This is a genomic window from Actinomadura rifamycini DSM 43936 (genome assembly GCF_000425065.1).
GTDB classification, from domain to species: domain Bacteria; phylum Actinomycetota; class Actinomycetes; order Streptosporangiales; family Streptosporangiaceae; genus Spirillospora; species Spirillospora rifamycini.
Genome location: NZ_AULB01000012.1, coordinates 250621 through 271747, shown reverse-complemented (window position 1 = coordinate 271747; position 21127 = coordinate 250621). Strand labels below are relative to the sequence as shown.

The 21127-nt window shown below is 75.0% G+C and carries 22 protein-coding genes; 18 read left to right on the top strand and 4 right to left on the bottom strand.

Annotated elements, in window-relative coordinates; all coding sequences use genetic code 11:
• The 3 genes from H505_RS50585 to H505_RS41540 form a co-directional block, all read left to right on the top strand.
• Positions 1–1362, top strand: a 1362-nt coding sequence (locus H505_RS50585) for an FtsX-like permease family protein (protein ID WP_026402333.1), incomplete at its 5' end; no start/stop codon positions are given.
• Complete coding sequence (locus H505_RS0112925) at positions 1359–2306, top strand: ABC transporter ATP-binding protein (RefSeq protein ID WP_026402332.1); 948 nt, start codon at positions 1359–1361, stop codon at positions 2304–2306. The genes H505_RS50585 and H505_RS0112925, both read left to right, overlap by 4 nt.
• Positions 2299–3090 (top strand): ABC transporter ATP-binding protein, encoded by a 792-nt coding sequence (locus H505_RS41540; RefSeq protein ID WP_051300602.1) that lies wholly within the window; start codon positions 2299–2301, stop codon positions 3088–3090. Before H505_RS0112925 ends, H505_RS41540 begins: the two co-directional genes overlap by 8 nt.
• Here H505_RS41540 and H505_RS0112915 read toward each other — a convergent pair.
• Complete coding sequence (locus tag H505_RS0112915; RefSeq protein WP_026402331.1) at positions 3033–3443, bottom strand: RidA family protein; 411 nt, start codon at positions 3441–3443, stop codon at positions 3033–3035. The two genes, H505_RS41540 and H505_RS0112915, sit on opposite strands and share 58 nt — an antisense overlap.
• A gap of 81 nt (positions 3444–3524) precedes the next feature.
• On the opposite strand from H505_RS0112915, the gene H505_RS0112910 reads away from it, so the two are divergent.
• Positions 3525–3905, top strand: coding sequence for a winged helix-turn-helix transcriptional regulator (locus H505_RS0112910; protein ID WP_026402330.1), 381 nt, complete (start codon positions 3525–3527; stop codon positions 3903–3905).
• A gap of 20 nt (positions 3906–3925) precedes the next feature.
• On the opposite strand, the gene H505_RS0112905 is transcribed toward H505_RS0112910, so the two are convergent.
• Positions 3926–4306, bottom strand: a complete 381-nt coding sequence (locus H505_RS0112905; RefSeq protein ID WP_026402329.1) for a YchJ family protein — start codon at positions 4304–4306, stop codon at positions 3926–3928.
• Positions 4307–4413: 107 nt separating this feature from the next.
• Between H505_RS0112905 and H505_RS0112900 the strand changes: the two genes are divergently transcribed.
• Both H505_RS0112900 and H505_RS0112895 read left to right on the top strand, forming a co-directional pair.
• Positions 4414–4962 carry an RNA polymerase sigma factor gene (locus H505_RS0112900; protein ID WP_026402328.1) on the top strand — a complete coding sequence of 183 codons (549 nt, stop codon included), beginning with the start codon at positions 4414–4416 and terminating at the stop codon, positions 4960–4962.
• A gap of 1 nt (position 4963) precedes the next feature.
• The gene (locus H505_RS0112895; protein WP_026402327.1) at positions 4964–5974 is read left to right on the top strand and encodes a CU044_5270 family protein; all 1011 of its coding nucleotides are present in this window, start codon (positions 4964–4966) and stop codon (positions 5972–5974) included.
• 140 nt (positions 5975–6114) lie between these two features.
• On the opposite strand, the gene H505_RS0112890 is transcribed toward H505_RS0112895, so the two are convergent.
• Positions 6115–6906: an SAM-dependent methyltransferase gene (locus H505_RS0112890; protein WP_051300611.1), complete on the bottom strand. Its 792-nt coding sequence runs from the start codon at positions 6904–6906 to the stop codon at positions 6115–6117.
• A 277-nt stretch (positions 6907–7183) separates the two neighbouring features.
• Here H505_RS0112890 and H505_RS41535 point away from each other — a divergent pair, with 277 nt between their 5' ends.
• The 8 genes from H505_RS41535 (at position 7184) to H505_RS0112850 (ending at position 14978) form a co-directional block, all read left to right on the top strand.
• Positions 7184–10093 carry a Na+/H+ antiporter subunit A gene (locus H505_RS41535; RefSeq protein WP_034517714.1) on the top strand — a complete coding sequence of 970 codons (2910 nt, stop codon included), beginning with the start codon at positions 7184–7186 and terminating at the stop codon, positions 10091–10093.
• Positions 10090–10626 carry a Na(+)/H(+) antiporter subunit C gene (locus H505_RS41530; protein ID WP_084550167.1) on the top strand — a complete coding sequence of 179 codons (537 nt, stop codon included), beginning with the start codon at positions 10090–10092 and terminating at the stop codon, positions 10624–10626. The genes H505_RS41535 and H505_RS41530 overlap by 4 nt, the downstream gene beginning before the upstream one ends.
• Positions 10623–12137, top strand: a complete 1515-nt coding sequence (locus H505_RS0112875) for a Na+/H+ antiporter subunit D (RefSeq protein ID WP_026402325.1) — start codon at positions 10623–10625, stop codon at positions 12135–12137. The genes H505_RS41530 and H505_RS0112875 overlap by 4 nt, the downstream gene beginning before the upstream one ends.
• Positions 12134–12658 carry a Na+/H+ antiporter subunit E gene (locus tag H505_RS0112870; RefSeq protein WP_026402324.1) on the top strand — a complete coding sequence of 175 codons (525 nt, stop codon included), beginning with the start codon at positions 12134–12136 and terminating at the stop codon, positions 12656–12658. The genes H505_RS0112875 and H505_RS0112870 overlap by 4 nt, the downstream gene beginning before the upstream one ends.
• The gene (locus H505_RS0112865) at positions 12655–12921 is read left to right on the top strand and encodes an MrpF/PhaF family protein (protein WP_026402323.1); all 267 of its coding nucleotides are present in this window, start codon (positions 12655–12657) and stop codon (positions 12919–12921) included. The genes H505_RS0112870 and H505_RS0112865 overlap by 4 nt, the downstream gene beginning before the upstream one ends.
• Positions 12918–13244, top strand: coding sequence for a monovalent cation/H(+) antiporter subunit G (gene mnhG / locus H505_RS0112860; protein ID WP_026402322.1), 327 nt, complete (start codon positions 12918–12920; stop codon positions 13242–13244). The genes H505_RS0112865 and mnhG overlap by 4 nt, the downstream gene beginning before the upstream one ends.
• A 175-nt stretch (positions 13245–13419) precedes the next feature.
• Positions 13420–13683: an esterase-like activity of phytase family protein gene (locus H505_RS0112855; RefSeq protein WP_026402321.1), complete on the top strand. Its 264-nt coding sequence runs from the start codon at positions 13420–13422 to the stop codon at positions 13681–13683.
• A 47-nt stretch (positions 13684–13730) separates the two neighbouring features.
• A complete protein-coding gene (locus H505_RS0112850) occupies positions 13731–14978 on the top strand; it encodes an endonuclease/exonuclease/phosphatase family protein (RefSeq protein WP_026402320.1) in 1248 nt (415 codons plus the stop codon).
• Between the two features lie 78 nt (positions 14979–15056).
• Here the strand turns inward: H505_RS0112850 and H505_RS0112845 are convergent, their stop codons facing one another.
• The gene (locus H505_RS0112845) at positions 15057–16391 is read right to left on the bottom strand and encodes an aspartate aminotransferase family protein (RefSeq protein ID WP_051300601.1); all 1335 of its coding nucleotides are present in this window, start codon (positions 16389–16391) and stop codon (positions 15057–15059) included.
• 181 nt (positions 16392–16572) lie between these two features.
• On the opposite strand from H505_RS0112845, the gene H505_RS0112840 reads away from it, so the two are divergent.
• From H505_RS0112840 to H505_RS0112825, 4 genes are all read left to right on the top strand, one after another.
• A complete protein-coding gene (locus tag H505_RS0112840; protein WP_084550165.1) occupies positions 16573–17595 on the top strand; it encodes a Gfo/Idh/MocA family protein in 1023 nt (340 codons plus the stop codon).
• A gap of 26 nt (positions 17596–17621) precedes the next feature.
• Entirely contained in the window at positions 17622–18545 is a 924-nt protein-coding gene (locus H505_RS0112835) for a Gfo/Idh/MocA family protein (protein WP_157432980.1), read from the top strand.
• Positions 18546–18548: 3 nt separating this feature from the next.
• On the top strand, positions 18549–19403 hold the full coding sequence (locus tag H505_RS0112830) for a fumarylacetoacetate hydrolase family protein (RefSeq protein WP_026402316.1): 855 nt from the start codon (positions 18549–18551) through the stop codon (positions 19401–19403).
• A gap of 112 nt (positions 19404–19515) precedes the next feature.
• Positions 19516–21126 carry an ABC transporter substrate-binding protein gene (locus tag H505_RS0112825; RefSeq protein WP_026402315.1) on the top strand — a complete coding sequence of 537 codons (1611 nt, stop codon included), beginning with the start codon at positions 19516–19518 and terminating at the stop codon, positions 21124–21126.
• The last annotated feature ends 1 nt before the right edge of the window (position 21127 follow it).

Here is a 21127-nt window from a genome sequence, read left to right as displayed (position 1 = left end):
GGCGGCCGCGCCGACCTGGCGGCGGTCCGCCCGTCCCGGCGGCGGCTCGTCCTGGACGGCCTGCTCGTCGCGCTCGCCGCCATCGGCGTCGTGCTGCTGCGGCGGCGCGGCGCGGACGCGGGCGCGGCGGCGGGCGCCGACCCGCTGGTCGCCGCCGTGCCCGTGCTGCTCGGCGCCGCGCTCGGCGCGCTCGTCCTGCGCGGCTACCCGTACCTGCTGCGCGCCGCCGGGCCGCTGCTGCGCCGCCGGTCCGGCGCGGTCGCGTTCCTCGGCGTCGCCCGCGCCGCCCGGCAGGGCGCGATCGGCGCGCTGCCGCTCGCCGTGCTGCTGCTCGCCGCCGCGACGGCCGGGTTCACCGCGACCGTCGACGCCGGGCTGCAGCGCGCCCAGGACCGCGCCGCCTGGTCCCGGGTCGGCGCGGACGCGCGGGTGTCCGCCGACCGGTTCCGCTCCGACGCCGCGGAAAGGCTCCGCCGCGTCGACGGCGTCACCGGCGTCGTGCCCGCCCGGATCGTCCCGGACGTCACCACCCCCGACGACCCCGCCCCCATCACGCTGATCGCCGTCGACCTCGACGCCTACCGCGACCTCGCGCCCGCCGTGCCCGGCGTGCCCGCGGCGCCCGGGACGTCCCGGGCGCTGCTGTCCCCGGCCGCCGCGGACATCGCCGGCCCCGGACCCGTGACGCTCGGCCGGTACGGCCTCGACCCCGTCCGCGTCACCGCCGCCGGGCGCATCGAGCGCTTCCCCGGGCAGACGGCCGGGAGCGCGTTCGCGATCGTCCCGTTCGACGCCGTCACCGCCGGCGGGGCCGCCGCCGACTACTTCGTCGCCGGGACCGGCCTCGACGCCGCCGCCCTCCGCGCCGCCGCGGACGGCACCGGCGTCGAACTGCGCCGCGACGTCCTGCACGTCATGACGGACGCGCCGCTGGTCACCGTCGTCCACCGCACCTTCGCGGGCGGCGCGCTCATCGCCGCCGCGTTCGGGCTGCTCACCGTGCTGCTCGTCCTCGTCGTCGGCGCCCGCGCCCGGGCCGAGACCGTCGCCCGGCTGCGCGTCCTCGGGCTGAGCCGGCGGCAGGGCCGCGCCCTCGCGCTCGTCGAGATCGCCCCGGTGCTGCTGTGCGCGGTCGGCGCCGGGTGGGCGCTCGGGCTGCTGCTGCCCGGCATCACCGGGCCCGTCGTCGACCTGCGCCCCTACACGAGCGGGATCGCCGCCACCGCCGGCCTCCCGAGCGCCGCCGCCGTGCTCGGGCTGCTCGCCGCCCTGCTGGCCGCCGCCGCGGCGGCCGTCCTCGTCGACCGCGCCTTCGACGCGCGGACCGGCGCCGTCCCGAGAACGGGGGACCGACCGACATGACCGACGCACCCGATCTGGCCGAACTCGAACGCCGGGCCGTCGACCGGGGCCCGGAGTTCGGCGCCGGCGCCCACATCGTCTGCGACGGCCTCGTCCGCATCTACAAGACCGACGGCATCGAGGTCGTCGCGCTGCAGGGCCTCGACCTGCTCGTCGACCCGGGCGAGCTGATCGCGATCGTCGGGGCGTCCGGGTCCGGGAAGTCGACGCTGCTGAACATCCTGTCCGGGCTGGACGTCCCGACCGCCGGGGTCGCCCGCGTCGCCGGGGCCGACCTGCTCACCATGACGTCCAAAGAGCGGCTCCGCTTCCGCCGCGGGCAGGTCGGGTTCGTGTGGCAGCAGACCGGCCGCAACCTCCTCCCGTACCTGACCGCCGCGCAGAACGTCGAGCTGCCGATGCGGTTCGCCGGGCGGCGCCGCCGCGACCGGACGACCCGCGCCGCGGAGCTGCTCGGCATGCTCGGCGTCGGCGACTGCGCCGAGCGGCGGCCCGCCGAGCTGTCCGGCGGCCAGCGGCAGCGGGTCGCGATCGCCGTCGCCGTCGCGAACGAGCCGCACGTCGTGCTCGCCGACGAGCCCACCGGGGAGCTCGACACCGGCACCGCGGGCGAGGTGTTCGACGCGCTCCGCCGCGTCAACGCCGAGTTCGGCACCACGACCGTCGTCGTCACCCACGACGCCCAGGTGTCCGAGCGCGTCGACCGCACGGTCGGGATCCGGGACGGGCGGACGAGCAGCGAGGTCCGGCGCCGCACCGGCGCCGACGGCGTCCGGACCGACGAGGAGTACGCGCTGCTCGACCGGGCCGGGCGCGTGCAGCTCCCGAAGGGCTTCACGGCGGCGCTGGGCATGCGCGACCGCGTCCGGCTCGCGCTGGAGACCGACCACGTCGGCGTCTGGCCGGACGGCGCCGAGACCGCGAACGGGGGAGCCGATGAGTGAACCGGCCAGCGAACCGACGGCCGACCCGGCGGCCGAACCGGCGGGCGGGCCGATGGTCGAGGCCCGCGGCCTCGTCCGGACCTACCGCACCGGGCGCGTCGAGGTCCCGGCGCTGCGCGGCGCGTCCCTCACCGTCGCGCCCGCCGAGTTCGTCGCGGTCACCGGGCGGTCCGGGTCCGGCAAGACCACGCTGCTCAACCTGATCGGCGGCCTCGACGCGCCCGACGGCGGCACCGTCCGCGTCGCCGGCCGCGACGTCGGCGCGCTCCCCGAGGACGCCCTGCTGACCCTCCGCCGCGACGTCATCGGGTTCGTGTTCCAGTCGCACGGCCTGCTGCCCGTGCTGTCGGCCGCCGAGAACATCGAGGTGCCGCTCCGGCTCACCCGCACCCCGCCCGCCGAACGGGACGAGCGCGTCCGCGTCCTGCTCGGGCTGGTGGGGCTGGCCGACCACGCGGAGCAGCGCCCGCACGAGCTGTCCGGCGGGCAGCGGCAGCGCGTCGCGGTCGCCCGCGCCCTCGCGAACCGGCCGCGGCTGCTGCTGGCCGACGAGCCCACCGGGCAGCTCGACTCCGAGACCGCCGCCGCCCTCATGCCGCTGCTGCGCGCGATCGTCGCGAGCGAGGGCGTGACCGTCATCGTCGCGACCCACGACCCGGCGCTGCTGGGCGAGGCCGACCGCGTGCTGCGGCTGGCGGACGGCGCGATCACCGAGGTCTCCGCCGGTCAGTCGAGGACGGCGAACGCCTCGACCTCGACCAGCACGTCGGGCTCGAACAGGTAGTCCACCCCGATGACCGACACGGGCGGCCACGGCCGCGGCAGCCCCACCTCCGCGGCGACGCGCTCGATGCCCGCCATGAAGGCGTCCATCATCTCCGGGCGGTAGCCCGCGACGAAGAACCGGAGGCGGACGACGTCGGTGAAACCGGCCCCGGCGCCGGCGAGGCCGCGCGCGGTGTTGCGCATGGCCTGGACGACCTGCCCGGCGAGGTCGCCGGTCGCGACGGGCCGCCCCTCCGCGTCGCGCGCGATCTGCCCGGCCACGTGCACCTGGCGGGTGCCCGTGGAGACCGAGACGTGGTGGTAGGGGACGGGCTGGAACATGCCCTCGGGGGTGAGCAGCCGCACGCTCATGGGAGATCCCTTCCGGTTGCCGATTAGCGGTATCCAAGGTGTACTTGGTGTCCGAAGGGAACTTCAACGAGACCAGGTGTCATGAAGGAAACCGCCCGGCCCGGGGCAGACCGCCCCCAGATCACCGCGCAGCACCGCGAACTGCTCGACCAGGTGCTCGACAAGTGGTCGCTGCAGGTGCTCGACGAACTGTGCGAGCGGTCCCTGCGCTTCAACGAGCTGCGCCGCGCCATCCCGGTCGTCACGCAGAAGTCGCTCACCGCGTCGCTGCGGCGCCTCGAACGCAACGGGATGGTCGAACGGGTCGTCGTCGGCACCCGGCCGCTCGCCGTCGAGTACCGCATCTCTCCGCTGGGGAAGACGCTCCAGGACCTGATCGACGCGCTCCTCGGCTGGAGCACCGCCACCATGCCCGCCGTGGAGGCCGCACGCGAGCGGTTCGACACCGAGACGGGAGGGTGACGCGGGGAGCGGTGGGCCGCTCAGCCGGCCTTCCCGCGCACGTAGACCCACGCGTCGCCGTCGCGGACGAACCGGCTGACCTCGTGCATCTCCCCGGCCTCCCCGCCGGACGCGTACCGGGCGCGGAACTCGACGACGCCCCGCGCGTCCGCCGGCCCGCCCGCCTCGGTCCGGACGATCTCCAGGCCCGTCCAGCGCGTCCCCGGATCGAAGTCGATCCGCCCGGGGCGCGTCGCCGGATGCCACGTCCGCAGCAGGTAGTCCGCGTCGTGCTCGGCGAACGCGCTGTACCGCGACCGCATCAGCTCCTCGGCCGTCGCCGCGGCCGCCTCGCCCCGGTGGAACCGCCCGCAGCACCGCCGGTACCCGATCCCGCTTCCGCACGCGCACGCCTTCGCCACGCACCCATTCAACCGCGCCGGGTGTAACGCCGGCACCCCTCCCCGCACGTATGGGGCGAACCGACTCGAGGAGAGCCGCATGCGTCACGAGCACCACCGGGCCGCCGATGGATGACCCGAGGACGGCCGGGCGGAAAGCCCGGTTCGAGGCCGTCTACACCGCGCTGTACGAGCCGATCCTCGGCTACGTCCTGCGGCGCTGCACTTCCCCGGACGACGCCGCCGACGTCGTCGCGGAGATCTTCACCGTCGCGTGGCGGCGGCTGGACGACGTCCCGGAGGGCGACGCCGCGCGGCTGTGGCTGTACGGCGTCGCGCGCCGCGTGCTCGCCCGGCACTGGGAGAAGGAGGCGCGGCGCCGGAAGCGCACCGCGCCCCTGCACCCGGAACTCCGCGACGAGCTCGCCGCCGCGGCGGACGAGTTCGTCGACACGTCCGCCGTCGCGCAGGCGTTCGCGGGCCTGTCCGAGAGCGACCGCGAACTGCTCCGCCTGGTCGCCTGGGAGGGCCTCGGCCACGCCGAGGTCGCCGCCGTCCTCGGCTGCTCCGCCGGGACCGCCCGCGTCCGGCTGCACCGGGCCCGCAAGCGGCTGTCCCGCCGCCTGCACTCCGCCGGGTTCGACACCGCGCCCCTCACCGCCAACGGAGGCCGCTGACATGACGTCCCGTCCCACCGACCGTCCCGCACACGACCCCGCCGACGAGCTGGTGCGCACCCTGGCCCGGGTGCGCGACGGCGACCTCGCCGGGTACGCGGACCGGCCCGCCGCGCGGGCCCTGCTCGCCGACATCACCGCTGCGTCGCCCGCCGACGCGCCCGCGCGGGCCCGCCGGTCCGCGCGCCGGTTCCCGCGCCTCGCCGTCCGCCTCGCGGCGGCCGGCGCCCTGGCCGCCGCCGCGACCGCCGGAGTGGTGGTCGTCTCCACCGACGACGGGCGGCCCCCCGCCCCCGTCCCGGCCGTCGGCTCGGTCGCGCACGCCTCCGAGATCCTCGACGGCGCCGTCGCGGCCGCCGCCGCCCGCCCGTACACCGCGCCCGGCCCCGAGCAGTGGCTCTACACCAAGGTCCGGATGAAGGGCGCGGCCGAAGCGTCCGGCGCCGTCACCGGCGGGCCGTACGAGACGAAGTCCTGGGAACTGTGGCGGCGGGTCGACGGGAAGCACCAGTACGCCGCGTACCGGGACGGGAAGCTCACCGAGCCGCCCGCCTCGGAGGGGAAGCCGCGCGCGTCCCGGTTCGACCCGCTGCCGACCGACCCGGACGCGCTGCTCCGCAAGATCGGCGCGATGCCCGGCCAGCCGGACGAACTCGCGTTCGGCACCCTCATCACGATCCTCGCCGAGAACCTGCACCCGCCGCAGGTCGAGGCGGCGATCTTCGGGGCGATGCGGCGGATCCCCGGTGTCACCGCCACCGAGGGCACCGTGGACGCCGCCGGGCGCCCGGCGGTCACCCTCGGGCTGACCGCGCGGGAGGGCTGGGTGCGGCAGGAGGTCCTGCTGGACCCGGAGACCTACCGCTACCTGGGCGAGCGCTCCGTCACGGTCGGCGACCGGACCCTCGAAGGCGATGACGGCGGCGACCTCGTCGTCAAGAGCGGCACCCTGCAGTACGAGCAGGTCAGGACGGCCGCCGCGATCGTCGACGAGCCCGGCGAACGCCCCTGACCGACCTCCCCGGGGACGTCCCGACGGGCGTCCCCGGGGGCGCTGCCAGGGGCCCGCCACCGGCCGCGGCGCCCAGGGTTCGCGGGCGCCCAGGGTTTGCGGGCGCCTAGGGTTTGCGGGCGCCTAGGGTTTGCGGGCGCCTAGGGTTTGCGGGCGACACCGCCCCAGGCGTCGTGGCCGCGGGCGTCGTCGAACGGGTTCGGGTCCGGGCGCCACCGCCCGATCTCCACCAGGCCCGGGTCGACGGGCTCGAAGCCGTCCAGGAACCGCCCGAGCTGCTCGGGGCTCCGCAGGACGTACGGGTCGGACCCGCCCGCGTTGTAGTCGCCGACCGCCGCCACGAACGACGGGTCGGTGTCCGTCCCGTCGTAGAGGGCGAGGTAGCTCCCGGACGGCAGCGCCTCCTTCAGCGTCCCGACGATCCCGCGGGCGCGGGCGTCGTCGTCCCCGGACACCGGGACGTGCCCGAGCACGCCCATGAGCATCAGCGCGACGGGCCGCCCGAAGTCGAGCTTCGTGCGGGCGACGTCCAGGATCGCCCCGGGGTCGTTCAGGTCGGCGTCGATGTAGTCGGTGCCGCCGGTGCCCTTGCCGGTGAGCATGGCGTGCGCGTGCGCGAGGACGAGCGGGTCGTTGTCGACGTACACGGTGCGGGTGCCGGGCGCGACGCGCTGCGCCACCTCGTGGGTGTTGTCGTGGCTGGGCAGGCCGGTGCCGATGTCGAGGAACTGCCGCACCCCCGCCTCGCCCGCCAGGTACCGCACCACCCGCATGATGAAGTACCGGGACGAGCGGGCCATGTCGGCGATGCTCGGATAGATTTCGGCGAAATGGGCGCCGGCCTCCTGGTCGACGGCGTAGTTGTCCTTGCCGCCCAGCCAGTAGTTCCAGATCCGCGCCGAATGCGGGATCGACGTGTCGATCCCGGCCATCAAGTCCTTCTCGGCCTCGTGCCAGGAGAATGCCTCGTCGCCGCTCACGGTCGCCTCCATAAGGCCGGGGGTCCTCGGGCGTGTCACGAGCAGCGAACCAAATGCGGGCCCGCCCGACAACCGGTTCGCGCGGGCCGCCGCGCGGCGTCCCCGCCGCCGCCCGTCCCGCCGCGCACTCCGCCGAACACCGTTCCGCCGCCTCCGTTTCGGTGCCGCATGTCGGGTAGATCGACGTCAGCACCGGTGATCAGCAGGGAGGGGGTGCCGCGGCGTCCTCATGTTCACGCTGATCCTGCTGTACGCCGCGGCGGCCGTCCTCGTCCCCTGGGCGGCCGGCCGGGACGGCCGCGCGCTCGGGTACGCCGCCGCGCTCGTCCCCGCCGCCACCGCAGCGTGGGCGGTCGCCCGCGCCGGGGACGTCGCGGGCGGGCACGACGACACCGCGCGGCTGTCCTGGGCGCCCGGCCTCGGCCTCACGATCGACTTCCGGCTGGACGCCCTCGCCGTCGTGATGCTGCTGCTCGTCGGCGGCGTCGGCGCGGTCGTCCTGTGCTACGCCGCCCGGTACTTCCCGTCCGGCCCCCGCACCGAGCGGCTCACCGTCGGGACGCTCGTCGCGTTCGCGGGCGCGATGACGGGGCTCGTCCTCGCCGACAACCTGCTCGTCCTCTACGTGTTCTGGGAGCTGACCACCGTCAGCTCGTTCATCCTCATCGGCGCCGGGCACCCCGAGCGGACCGAGGACCGGCGCGCCGCCCTCCAGGCGCTGCTGACCACCACCGCGTTCGGCCTCGTCATGCTCGCCGGGTTCGTCGTCCTCGGGGAGACCGCCGGGACATACCGGATCTCCGAGATCGTCGCGGACCCGCCCGGCGGCGCCGCCGCCCGCACCGCGATGGTGCTGGTCCTGCTCGGCGCGTTCGCGAAGTCCGCGCAGATGCCGCTGCACGCGTGGCTGCCCGCCGCGATGGTCGCGCCGACGCCCGTCAGCGGCTACCTGCACGCCGCCGCGATGGTGAAGGCCGGCGTCTACCTGGTGGCGCGGCTGTCGCCCGCGTTCGCCGAGACCGGCCTCTGGAGCCCGCTCATCGTCTCCGTCGGCCTCGTCAGCCTGCTCGTCGGCGGCGTCATCGCGCTCCGCCAGGACGACCTGAAGCGGCTGCTCGCCTACGGCACCGTCAGCCAGCTCGGCTTCCTCATGGTGCTGCTCGGCGCCGGGACCCGGACGGCCGCGCTCGCCGGCGTCGCGCTGCTGCTCGCGCACGGCCTGTTCAAGGCGCCGCTGTTCCTCGCGGTCGGCGTCATCGAGCACGAGGAGGGGACGCGCCGCGCCTACGAGCTGTCGGGGCGGCGGCGCCCCGTCCTCACCGTCGCGGCCGCCCTCGCGGTCGCGTCCATGATGGGCGTGCCGCCGCTCCTCGGGTTCGTCGCGAAGGAGACGGCCCTCAAGGCGTTCGCGCACGGCGGCGCCGACGCCGCCGTCCTCGCCGGGATCGTCGCGGGCTCCGCGCTGACCGTCGCCTACGGCCTCCGGTTCATGCACGGCGCGTTCGGCGGCTCCGCGGACGAGGAGGGACGGCCGCGCACCCCGTGGGGGCTCGTCGGACCGGTCGTCGCCCTCGCCGCCGCCGGGTTCGCCGGGGGCCTGCTGACCGGTCCCCTCGACACCCTCCTCGCCGGGTACGCCGACACGCTCCCCGCCCCGCACCCCGGCTACGAGCTCGCGCTCTGGCACGGGCTCGGGCTGCCGGTCGTCCTCACCCTCGTCGCGTTCGCCGCCGGTTTCGCCCTGTACCGGGCGTTCGGGCGGACGTTCCCCGCGCCGCCCGTCCGGTGGCGCGCCCCCGACGCGCAGGACGCCTACGACGGCACCGTCGCCGCGACGCTCGCCGCCGCGCGGGGCGTCACCCGCCGCGTCCAGACCGGCTCCCTGCCCGCGTACCTCGCCGTGATCGGGACGATGGTGCTGCTGCTGCCGGGCGTCGGGCTCGTCTCCGGGCTCCTCCGCGGCACCGCGCCCGCGCCGTCCGCCGAGCGGCTGAGCGGCTGGGACGAACCGGGGCAGCCGCTGCTCGTCGGGATCGTCGTCGTGTGCGCGCTCGCGGCGGTCCGCGTCCGCCGCCGGCTGTCGGCCGCGCTGCTGCTCGCGGGCGTCGGCTACGCCGTCGGCGGCCTGTTCGTCGTGCACGGCGGCCCCGACGTGGCGCTCACCCTGCTCGTCGTCGAGACCCTCTCCCTGATCATGCTGGTGCTGGCGCTGCGGCGGCTCCCCGACCGGTTCCCGCCGCGCCGCCGGACGACGCCCGCCCGCGTCGGCACCGCCCTCCTCAGCGCCTGCCTCGGCGGGTTCGTCGCGCTGTTCCTCGCCGTCGCCGCGCTCAGCCGCACCGCCGCCCCCGTCGGCCCCGCCTACGCCGGCCCCGCGAGGGAGGAGGAGGCGAAGAACGTCGTCAACGCGATCATCGTGGACCTGCGCGCGCTCGACACGCTCGGCGAGATCGTCGTGCTCGCCGTCGCCGCGATGGGCGTCGCCGGGCTCGTCCTCACCGGGCCCGGCGCCCCGCCGCTCCGCGAGCGCCGCACCGTCCGGCCCGGCCCCACCCACGGGATGCGGGGCGAGCCGTCGCGGCCCCCGCCCGCGCCGCGGGAGGGGCGGACGCGCTGGCTCGCCGCACCCGGACGGCCGCCGCTCGGCGGCTCGTCCGTCGTGCTGGAGGCCACCGCCCGCCTCCTCGGGCCCACCCTCCTGGTGGTGTCGGTGTACCTGCTCGTCGCCGGGCACGGCCGCCCCGGCGGCGGGTTCGTCGGCGGGCTCGTCGCCGGGATGGCGTTCGTCCTGCGCTACCTGCCGGGCGGGAAGCGCGAGCTGGCCCTCGCCATCCCCGTCCGGCCCGCCGTGCTGCTCGGCGGCGGGCTGCTGGTCGCGCTCGCGTCCGGCGCCGCCGGCTGGCTCATCGACGGCGCGTTCCTGTACCAGACGACGTACCACGCGCACGCCCCCCTCGTGGGCGACATCCACGTCCCCACCAGCCTGTTCTTCGACATCGGCGTGTACCTGCTGGTGCTCGGGCTCGTCCTGACGATCCTCACCACCCTCGGCGCGAGCCTGGAGCGGAGGCCGGACGAGGGCCGGGACGGCGGCGCGGAGGAGGCGGCCCGCGACGTCGCCGGAGAGGAGCCCCGATGACCGGACCCACCGTCACGCTGATGGTCGCCGTCGCCGTCCTGTTCGCGACCGGCTTCCACCTCATGCTGCAGCGCTCGCTCGTCCGCATCGTCGTCGGCTTCATGCTGCTCGGCCACGGCGGCAACCTCGCGCTGCTGCTCGCGGGCGGGCCGTCCGGGGCGCCGCCGCTGCTCGGCGGGAAGGACGACCGGGAGATGGCCGACCCGCTGCCGCAGGCGATGGCCCTCACCGCGATCGTCATCACCTTCGGCGTCACCGCGTTCCTGCTCGCCCTCGCCTACCGCAGCCGCCTCCTCACCGGCGAGGACGAGGTGCAGGACGACGTCGAGGACCGCCGCATCTCGGCGGCGGAGCGCGCCGACCCCGACACCTGGACGGGCGACCCGGTCGAGGGCGGCACGGAGCCCGCCCCCCGGGACGGGCCCGAGCCCGCGTCCGGCGGAGCCGGGCCCGGCGAGCGCCCGCCCGGTGAGGGGGGCCCGTCCGGTGAGGGGGCGCCGCCGGACGAGCGCCCGCCCGGAGGCGGCGGATGAACGTCCTCGTCCCGCTCCCGTTCGTCCTGCCGCTGCTCGGCGCGGCCTTCGCGCTGATCGTCCGGCGCCGCGACACCCTGCTGCGGATCGTCGCGCCGCTCGTCGTCACCGGGGTCGTCGCCGCGGCCGGGACGCTCGTCGCCGCCGTCGCCCGGGACGGCGTCACCGCCGTCCAGCTCGGCGGCTGGGCCGCCCCGCTCGGCATCACGCTCGTCGCCGACCGGCTCTCCGCGCTGCTGGTGACGGTGTCCGCCGTCGTGCTGCTCGCCATCATGATCCACGGCGTGGGGGAGGGCGCGGGCGGCCTCGGCGGCGAGCACGAACCCGGCGTCTTCTACCCCGCGTACCTCACCCTCACCGCCGGGGTCTGCCTGACGTTCCTCGCCGGCGACCTGTTCAACCTGTTCGTCGCGTTCGAGGTGATGCTCGCGTCCAGCTACGTCCTGCTGACGCTGTCGCCCAGCCGCGAACGCGTCCAGGCCGGCATGACGTACACGGCCGTCAGCCTGACCTCGTCCATCCTCTTCCTCACCGCCATCGGGCTCACCTACGCCGCGACCGGCACCGTCAACCTCGCCGAGCTGGCCACCCGCACCGCCGAGCTGCCGACCGGGACCCGCACCGGGCTCGCCATGCTGTTCCTCGTCGTGTTCGGCATCAAGAGCGCGATCGTCCCGATGCACCTGTGGCTGCCCGACAGCTACCCGGTCGCGATCACCCAGATCACCGCCGTGTTCGCGGCGCTGCTCACCAAGGCCGCCATCTACTCGCTGATCCGCGTCGAGACCCTCCTGTTCCCCCGCGAATCGCTCTCCTGGCCGATGCTCGGCCTCGCCGCGCTCACCCTGCTCGTCGGGACGCTCGGCGCCCTCACCCACGACGACCTGCACCGCGTCCTGTCGCTCACCCTCGTCGGGCACATCGGCTACATGCTGTTCGGGCTCAGCCTGTTCACCGTCGCGGGACTCACCGGCGCGATCCTCTACCTCGTCCACCACATCATCGTCCAGGCGACGCTGTTCCTGGTCAGCGACCTCATGCAGGGACTCACCGGGGAGATCACCCTCACCCGGCTGCGCGGCCTCGCGATCGTCTCCCCGTTCGTCTCCGTGCTGTTCTTCATCCCCGCGCTGAGCGTCAGCGGCGTCCCCCCGACCTCCGGGTTCATCGCCAAGCTCGCGATCTTCCAGGCCGGCGTCGGGTCCGGGAGCACCGCCGCGTACGCCGTCACGGGCGTCGCCGTCCTCGCCAGCCTCCTCACCCTCATGGCGATGAGCCGCGTGTGGGCCCTCGCGTTCTGGCGCACCCCCGCCGCCGAACTGCCCGAACGCCCCCACGACGCGGCCGCGCGGGGCGGCGTCCGCGTCATGCGGACCGTCACCGCCGCGATGGTCTGCGTCGGCCTCCTCATCCCCGCGTTCGCCGGCCCCCTCACCGACTGGAGCCACCGCGCCGCCACCGAACTGCTCGACCCCGTCCCGTACGTCCGGGCCGTCCTGGGGGAACGGTGAACGTCCTGAGCCGCATCGCCGCCCGCACCGGCATGGCCCTGTGGCTGCTCGGCGTGTGGCTGCTGCTGTGGGGACGTGTCGACGGCGCGACCGTCCTGTCCGGCATCGCCGTCGCCTACGCCGCGTACGCCGTCACGCGGCTGCCGACCGTCCCGTTCATCAAGCGGCTCCGTCCCGTCCGGCTCACCGAGGCCCTGCTCGAGTTCGGGTGGGACCTCTTCGCGTCGAGCGTCGTCATCGGCAAGCACGCGCTGTGGCGGCCGAGCCGCGTCCAGGGAGCCCTCGTCCGCGTGCGCGCGCGCTCGCAGTCGGACGTCGTCCTCCTCGCGGTGACCACGAGCACGTCGCTGCGCCCGGGCACGCTCGTCCTCGACATCGACTGGGAGAACTCCCTCTTCCTCATCCACGGCATGCCCGTCGACGACCCCGCCGACGCCGAGGCCGTCCGGCGCGGCCTGCTCGCCACCGAACGCCGCCTGCTGCGCGCCCTCGGCGCGCCCGAACCGGAGGAGCCCGCATGACCGCCGTCTACGCCCTGACCCTGAGCCTCCTCGGCGCCGCGTTCGCCCTCACGACGCTCCGGCTGCTGCGCGGCCCCACCGCGTTCGACCGCATCATGGCCCTGGACGTCCTGGCGGTGCTGCTCATCAGCGGCATCGCCGTGCACGTCGCCGCGCAGGACGAGCCCGCGAACTCCACGCTCCTCGTCGTCATCGCCGTTCTCGGGTTCGTCGGCTCGGTCACCGCGGCCCGGCTCGCGGGGGAGCGGGGGGAGCGCGGATGAGCCCCGCCGACCTCGTCACCGCGGTCCTGCTGCCCGCCGGCGCGACCTTCTCGTTCCTCGGCGCGCTCGGCGCGCTGCGCTTCCCCGACCTGCTCAGCCGCCTGCACGCCGCGACGAAGCCGCAGACGATCGGCCTGGTGCTGGTCCTCGCGGGCGTCGCGCCGCAGGCCGACACCCTCAGCGCCGCCGCGCCGCTGCTGCTCGTCGCCGTCTTCCAGCTCATCACCGCCCCGGTCGCCGCCCAGACGATCGGCGGCGCCGCCTACCGCACCGGCGGCATCGACCGCGACCGCCTCGTCGTCGACGAGTCCGAGGAAGGGTGATCCGGACGGCCGCCGGGACCCGGCGTGCGGACCCCCGGCGACCGGGCCGCCCGCCGGAGAGTCCGGGCCGGGGCGGGCGTTCACCTGATGTTCGGCGGGTGCTTCGATCATGCTCGGGATACGGCGGGCCCGCCCGCCGTACGCTCACGGGTCATGCGTTCCCCCGGAGGCCGACATGCGGTCGCGTAGGTTCCTCGTCCCCGCGGACTCCCCGGCCGTGCTCCGCAAGGAACCGCTGGTCGACCTCGCGGACTGCCCGCCGTCCGGCGCGACCGCGAAGCAGCCGCAGCCCGACCCGCTCCTCGACAACGTCGAGGGCATGGCGCTCGGCGGCCGCGCGCCGCACGGGCGCCGCGTCCTGTACCTCGTGTCGGACGACAACGGCAGCGCCGCGCAGACCACCCGCGTGTACGCGCTCGCCGTACGCGTCCGCGCCTGACCGCCCCGAACGCCCGGGCACCGCCCGGGCCGGCCGAAGGAGAACCCATGATCCGTGCCGGTGCCCCCGCGGCGCTCGCCGCCGCGGCGACCGCGGCGGCGGCCGTGGCCCTGCCCGCGCCCGCCGCGTCCGCCCACGCCGGACGACCCGCGCCCGACGTCCGGTTCGCCACCTTCAACGCGTCGCTGAACCGGGCGGCCGAGGGCGAACTCGTCGCGGACCTGTCCGGCCGCACCGACGAGCAGGCCCGGACGGTCGCCGAGATCATCCAGCGCGCCCGCCCGGACGTCCTGCTCGTCAACGAGTTCGACTACGACCGGCGCGGCGAGGCCGCCCGGCTGTTCCAGGACAACTACCTGTCGGTCGGGCAGGGCGGCGCGGACCCCATCCGCTACCGCTACCGCTACACGGCGCCGAGCAACACCGGCGTCCCGTCCGGCCTCGACCTGAACAACGACGGCGAGGCGGTCACCGAGCCCGGCTCCGACCCCTACGGGCAGGACGCCTACGGCTACGGCGTGTTCCCCGGCCAGTACGGCATGGTCGTCTACTCCCGCTACCCGATCGACCGCCGGCAGGTCCGCACCTTCCAGAAGTTCCTGTGGAAGGACATGCCGGGCGCCGCCCTCCCGGACGACACCACCACCCACACCCCGTCCGACTGGTACAGCGACGAGGAGCTGGCGAAGGTCCGGCTGTCGTCCAAGAGCCACTGGGACGTGCCGGTCCGCGTGGGCCGCCGCACCGTGCACTTCCTCGTCAGCCACCCGACGCCGCCGTCCTTCGACGGCGCCGAGGACCGCAACGGGCGCCGCAACCACGACGAGATCCGCTTCTGGGCGGACTACGTCCGGCCGTGGCGGGGCCGCTACATCTACGACGACCGCGGGCGGCGCGGCGGCCTGCCGCCGGGTGCCCGGTTCGTCATCGCCGGGGATCAGAACGCCGACCCGAACGACGGCGACAGCTTCAACGGAGCGATCCGGCAGCTCCTCCGCAACCCCCGCGTCGACGCGTCGTCCGTGCCGTCCAGCCGCGGCGCCGCCGAGGCCGCCGAGGTCCAGGGCGGTGCGAACCGCGGCCACGAGGGCGACCCGCGCCACGACACCGCCGACTTCGCCGACACGTCCCCGGGCAACCTGCGGGTCGACTACGTCCTCCCGTCGCGGGGGACGCGCACCGTCCGAAGCGGCGTGTTCTGGCCCGTGTCGTCCGACCTGCTGTCCCGGCTGACCGGCACCTACCCGTTCCCGTCCTCCGACCACCGCCTGGTCTGGCTGGACGTCCGCCGCTAGGCGCGGCGCCGCGCTCCCCGGCGGCGAAGGACGGCGCCCGCCCCGGCGGACCGGGCGGAGCCGCCGGGGCGGGCGGGCTCACTCGGCGGCGGCCAGCGTCCCGTCGTCGCGGATCGTCCGCAGCACGTCCCTGGCGGCCTCCAGGGTGCGGTCGACGTCCTCGGCGGTGTGCGCGGCGGAGATGTGGTTGCGCTTGAGGGAGAGCGGGAGCATCAGGAAACCGCGATCGGTCATGCGCCGGTGGAAGGCCACGTACGCGGCGTCGTTGTTGCGCATGAGGTCGCGGTAGCCGCGGATCGGCGCGCCGGTGAAGTAGAGGGCGAAGACGCCGCCGAACCCCGCGGCGGTGGCCGCGATGCCCAGTTCGGCGCAGATGCCGTCGAGTCCGGCCCGCATCCGGTCGCCGAGGGCGCGGGTGCGCCGGTAGAAGTCCGGGTTGTCGCGCAGGTAGGTGATGGTGGCGATGGCGGCCGCGGACGAGACGGGGTTGCCGTTGAAGGTCCCCGCCAGCAGGACGTCCCCGCCCGCGGAGCTGAAGTGCTCCATCAGCCGCCGGGGTCCGGCCAGCCCGGCGATCGGGTAGCCGTTGCCCATCGCCTTCCCGAACGTGGTGAGGTCGGGCGTGACGCCGCAGATCTCCTGGTAGCCGCCCAGCGCGTGCCGGAACCCGGTGATGACCTCGTCGAAGATCAGCAGCGAGCCCTGCTCCGCGGTCAGGGCGCGCAGGCCCTCGGCGAACTCCCGGGTCGGGACGAGCGCGCCGACGTTGTGCGGGATCGGCTCCATGATCACGGCGGCGATGCGGTCCGGGTGCGCCTCGTACAGGGAGCGGACCGAGTCCAGGTCGTTGAACTCGGCGATCAGCGTCGAGCCGAGCGCCTCGGGAAGGATGCCGCCGGAGAGCGGGTCGCTGCCGTAGGCGCGTTCCGGCGGGGAGATCACGTTCCGGGCGACCGCGTCGTGCCAGCCGTGGAAGCCGCCCTGGAACTTGACGATCAGCGGGCGGCCGGTGACCGCGCGGGACAGCCGCACCGCCTGCGCCGTGGCCTCGCTGCCCGACATCGCCGAGATCATCTGCTCCGCGGACGGGATCGCCTCGGTGACCAGCCGCGCCAGCTCGATCTCGGGCGCGGTGACGCCCCAGCCGACCAGGTCCAGCCCGCCGATGGCCGCCCGCACCGCGTCGTCCACCTCGGGCGCGGCGTGGCCGAGCAGGATCGCGCCGAACGCGGCGTGGTAGTCGAGGTAGCGGCGGCCGTCGGTGTCCGTGACGTACGCGCCGGACGCGGCGGCGAGCGCGTGCGGCGGGCCGACCAGGCGGGTGGCGGAGTTGACGCCGCCGGGGATCACCTCCCGTGCGGCGGCCAGCGGGTCCCCGCCGGAGGATGGCCGGGCCAGGTCGGCGGTCGTCATCGGGTTCCCCCCAAGTGAATGAGCAGACTGTAACGGTCTCGTTTCGGCGTGGATGTTGCATGAAAAGGCGTTCCATGTCAACGGTTCTGTGGGGAAGGAAGGCCACTGAGCAGGGAGGGGGTAAAGAAAAATCCACCGACCTCTTGACGTTTGAATCGCTCACCGCTCAGTATTCACCGGCATGGAATCCCTTTCCGCGACAGTGCGGGTGCTGGTCGTCGGCACCGGCTTCATCGCCGCGCAGCACGCGGCCGCGATCCATGCCGAGCCGCGCCTGGAGCTCGCCGGCGTCGTGGACGTCGAGATCAGCGCGGCCGCCGCCGCCTCCCGCGCCAACGGCGGCGTCCCGTGGTACACCGACCTCGGCGCCGCGCTGGCCGAGACCGGCGCGGACGGCTGCGTGGTGTGCACCCCCAACGACACGCACGCGGGGATCGCCGAGCGGGTCGCCGCGGCGGGCGCGCACCTGCTGATCGAGAAGCCGCTCGCCACGGACGTCGCGGGCGCCCGGCGGGCCGTCGAGGCGTTCGCGCGGGCGGGGCGGGTGCTGATGCCCGCGCACAGCCACCGCCACTACGACTACGCGCTGACGGTCCGGGACGTGATCCGCTCCGGCGAACTCGGCGACGTCGACCTGGTCCGGCTGTCGATCCTGGGCGGCTGGATCTGGCCCGACTGGCGCGGCTGGATGCTCGACCCGTCCCGCTCCGGCGGCCACGCCCTGCACAACGGCGTCCACCTGCTGGACCTGGTCACCTGGTGGACGGGCGACGTCCCGGAGACGGTGTACGCCCGCGGGCGCCGCCAGACCGCCGCCGAGCTGGACATCTACGACTACCTCGAGATGACGGTCCGGTTCGCCGGCGGCGCGGTCGCGGTGTGCGAGATGAGCCGCGGGCACCGGCCCGCCTCCTACGCGCGCCGGGACGTGCTGGTCACCGGCACCGGCGGGCTGCTGTCGCTGCCCTGGGACGCCGAGTCCGGAACCGTCACCGACGAGTCGGGCACGGCGCTGCTGCCGCCCGGCGGCACCGACGGGTTCGCCACCCAGATGGCCGCCTGGGCGGACGCCGTCACCGGCGCCCCGGCCGCCGTGTCCGGTGCCGACGGCCTGCTGGCCGTCGGCATGGGCGTCGCGGCGGAACGTTCCATCGCCACCGGCCTGCCCGTACGGGTCGACGACGTCGTGAAGGAGGCCGCGTGACACCGCGCACCGCGACACCGCGAACCGTGGCACTGCGGACGCTGCCCTGGGGAACGAGCGGCCTCGGCACGCAGGACCACCAGAGCGACATGTACGTGCCCGCCTTCCGCGCGCACCCCGGCTTCACCCTCGTCGAGGCGGCCGCGGACGACCTCACCGCGGCGATCGCCGAGACCGGCGCCCAGGTCGTCTCCGTGTGCGCCCCGCCCGGCGAGCGCGCGGACCGGATCGTCGAGGCGCTGCGCGCCGGCTGCCACGTGCTGGCCGACAAGCCGATGGCGCTGGACGCCGCGGACGCGCGGCGCGTCGAGGACGCGGCCCGGGAGACGGGCCTGGTCTGCATGCCCGCGCACCACCACCGCTTCGGCGCGGCCGTCCGCTCGGCCGGAGCCGCCCTGGCGGCGGGACGCATCGGCCTGCCCTGGAACGTCCAGGCCGATTTCCTCGTGGACGGCGGGGACCCGTGCCCGCAGGGCGAGCTGGTGAACTTCGGGCTCTACCCGGTCGACGTGGTGCTCGCCCTGACCGGCCGGGCCGTCCGCCGGGTGCACGCCCTGCCGGGCCGCGACCCCCGCCGCTCCACCGTGCTCCTCCTCGACCACGACCACGGACTGACCAGCACCATCACGGTCGGCCGGCTGCCGGGAACCACGGCCCCGTACGGGAGCGTGGCACTGCACAGGTACCGGATCAGCGGGTCCGGCGGCGTCATGGACGTCGACGCGACCCGTCCCGCGGCGGCCGTCCGGACGGTGCTCGGCACCCGCGCGGCCTGGCACGCGGACGGCACGGTCGGCCGGATGCTCACCGCCCTGCACACCGCGATCGTCTCGGGGCGCCCGCCCGAGGCCGGCCCCGCGGACGCCGTCGCGGCCCTGCGCGTCACCGACGCCGCGGCCCGCTCCCTCGCCCTCGGCACCCCCGTGCCGCTCGACCCCTCGGAGGACTGACGCATGAAGCTCGCCACCTACCGCCTGCCCGGCGACGGCGGGGTCCGCCACGGCCGGATCACCGACGCCGCGACCGTCACCGACCTCGGCCCCGGCGACCTGAGCGCCGTGCTCGGCGCGCCGGACGCGCTGCCGGAGCCGTCCGGCGAGCACCCGCTGGCCGAGGTGGCGCTGCTCGCGCCGCTGCTCCGGCCGGGCAAGGTGCTCGCGGTCGCCGCCAACTACCAGGAGCACGTGGAGGAGACCGGCGGCGACCGGCTGGACAAGTCGCGGATCTCGCCGCGGCTGTTCCTCAAGCCCGCCACCGCGGTCAGCGGCCCCGGCGAGGAGATCGCGATCCCGTCGGTGAGCCCGCAGGTGGACTGGGAGGCCGAGCTGGTCGCGGTGATCGGCCGCGGCGGCAAGGACATCCCGCTCGACAGCGCCCTGGAGCACGTCGGCGGCTACACGATCGGCAACGACGTGTCCGGCCGGAAGATGGACTACGGGCACGAGCGCGACACCGGTGACCCGATGGTCGGGTTCTTCGACTGGCTCAACGGCAAGTGGCCGGACGGCTTCGCCGCCATGGGCCCGTACCTGACCACGGCCGACGAGGTGCCCGACCCGCAGAAGCTCGACGTGACCATGGAGGTCAACGGGCGGGTGCGGCAGCAGGGCGACACCGGTCAAATGATCTTCAGCGTCGCGGAGCTGGTGGCGTTCGCGTCCCGGCTGATGACGCTGGAACCCGGCGACGTGCTGTACACCGGCACGCCCGCCGGAGTCGGTTTGGCATCGGGGGAGTTCCTGTCCGCGGGCGACGAGATGACGGTCCGCGTGACCGGTCTCGGCAGCCTGGTGAACCGGGTCCGCTGAGCGGACCGCCGTGGCCGGGCGGGAGCCCGGCTACCGAGAAGAGGCAGTCATGACCATTCCAACCGGCATGCGTCCAACCGGCATGCGTCCGACCGGCACGCGTCGAACCGGCATGCGCGGGCGCATCGGCGGGCGCGGCGGGGCGGCGGCCCTCGGCGCCGTGCTCGCGGCGGGCGCCCTCGCCGCGTGCAGCTCCGACCCCACCCAGCAGGGGGCGGGCGACACCGGCGTTCTGAACATGTACCTCTACCAGAAGCCCAAGACGTTCAGCCCGCTCGCGCCCAACAACGGGCCGGACCAGCTCGTCATGTCGTTCATCTTCGACTCGCTGTACGGCGCGGACGCCTCTTACGAGCTGACCCCGCGGCTCGCCGAGGCGGCGCCCGAGGTGTCCGGCGACGCGAAGACCATCACCATCAAACTCAAGCCGGGTCTGAAGTGGAGCGACGGGAAGCCGCTGACGGCGAAGGACGTGGTGTTCACCTACACCGCCCTCGCCGACCCGGAGACCGGCAGCGCCCAGTCGGGCAAGTTCGCCGCCGTCGAGGGCGCGAAGGAGCTCGCGGACGGCGACGCCGACACGCTCGACGGCGTCACCGCGGTCGACGACACCACCGTGAAGATCACCACGACCCGTCCGGCGGCGGGCCTGGCCGGGCTGATCGGCAACACGCCGATCCTCCCCGAGCACGTGCTGGGCGCCGTCCCCGACAAGGACCTGGGCGGCCACGCGTTCTTCACCCGGCCGACCGTCTCGTCCGGCGCGTTCACGTTCGTCCAGTACAAGACCGACCAGTACGTCGAGCTGGCCGCGAACCCGAACCACCGCGAGCCCGTCTCGATCAAGAAGGTGTACCTCAAGCCGGTGACCTCGGACGTGGCCACCGCGCAGCTGGGCACCGGGGAGATGGACCTCGTCCAGGTGGCGCCGACCGACCTGCCGACGGTCGAGGCGATGGACGGCGTCAAGGTCGCGACGGCCAAGAGCCCGGGGTTCAACCGGATCGCGGTCAACCAGAGCCAGGACCGCTTCAAGGACGCCAAGGTGCGGCAGGCGATGCTGCACGCCATCGACCGCAAGGGCCTGGTGGACAAGGTGCTCGGCGGCGCCGGCACCGTCGTCGACTCCAGCTTCTACGGCGAGCTCGCCCCGGCGGGCGAGCGGTACCCCTTCGACCCGGCCAAGGCCAAGAGCCTGCTCGCCGAGGCGGGCTGGGACCCGTCCGAACCGGTCACCCTGTCGTGGGTGCCGGGCCAGCGCGACCGCGACACCGCCGCCACCGTGATCCAGAGCCAGCTCGGGGCCGTCGGCGTGAAGGTCGAACTCGAGCAGGTGCAGGCGGACGCGCTGCTGTCGTCCTACGAGGACCGGAGCTTCGACTTGGCGCTGTTCGGCGGCGGCAACTACGCCACCGAGCCGTCCACCGTGGGGACCATCGACGGCTGCGACGCCGGCTACCCGGACGGCGGCAACATCGGCCACTTCTGCGACGAGGAACTGGACGGGCTGCTGGAGCGCGCCGACGCCGTCGCCGACCCGGCCGAGCGGAAGGGCCTGTTCCGGCGGGCGGCCGAGATCGAGCAGGCCGGGGTCCCGTACCTGTGGCTGTACAACCCGGACACCATCTGGGCGTACCGGACGAACCTGGCGGGCTTCGAGCCGTCCGGCATGCCGACCAACGAGCTCGGGTTCTGGAACTTCGCGAACTGGAAGCTGAGCTGAC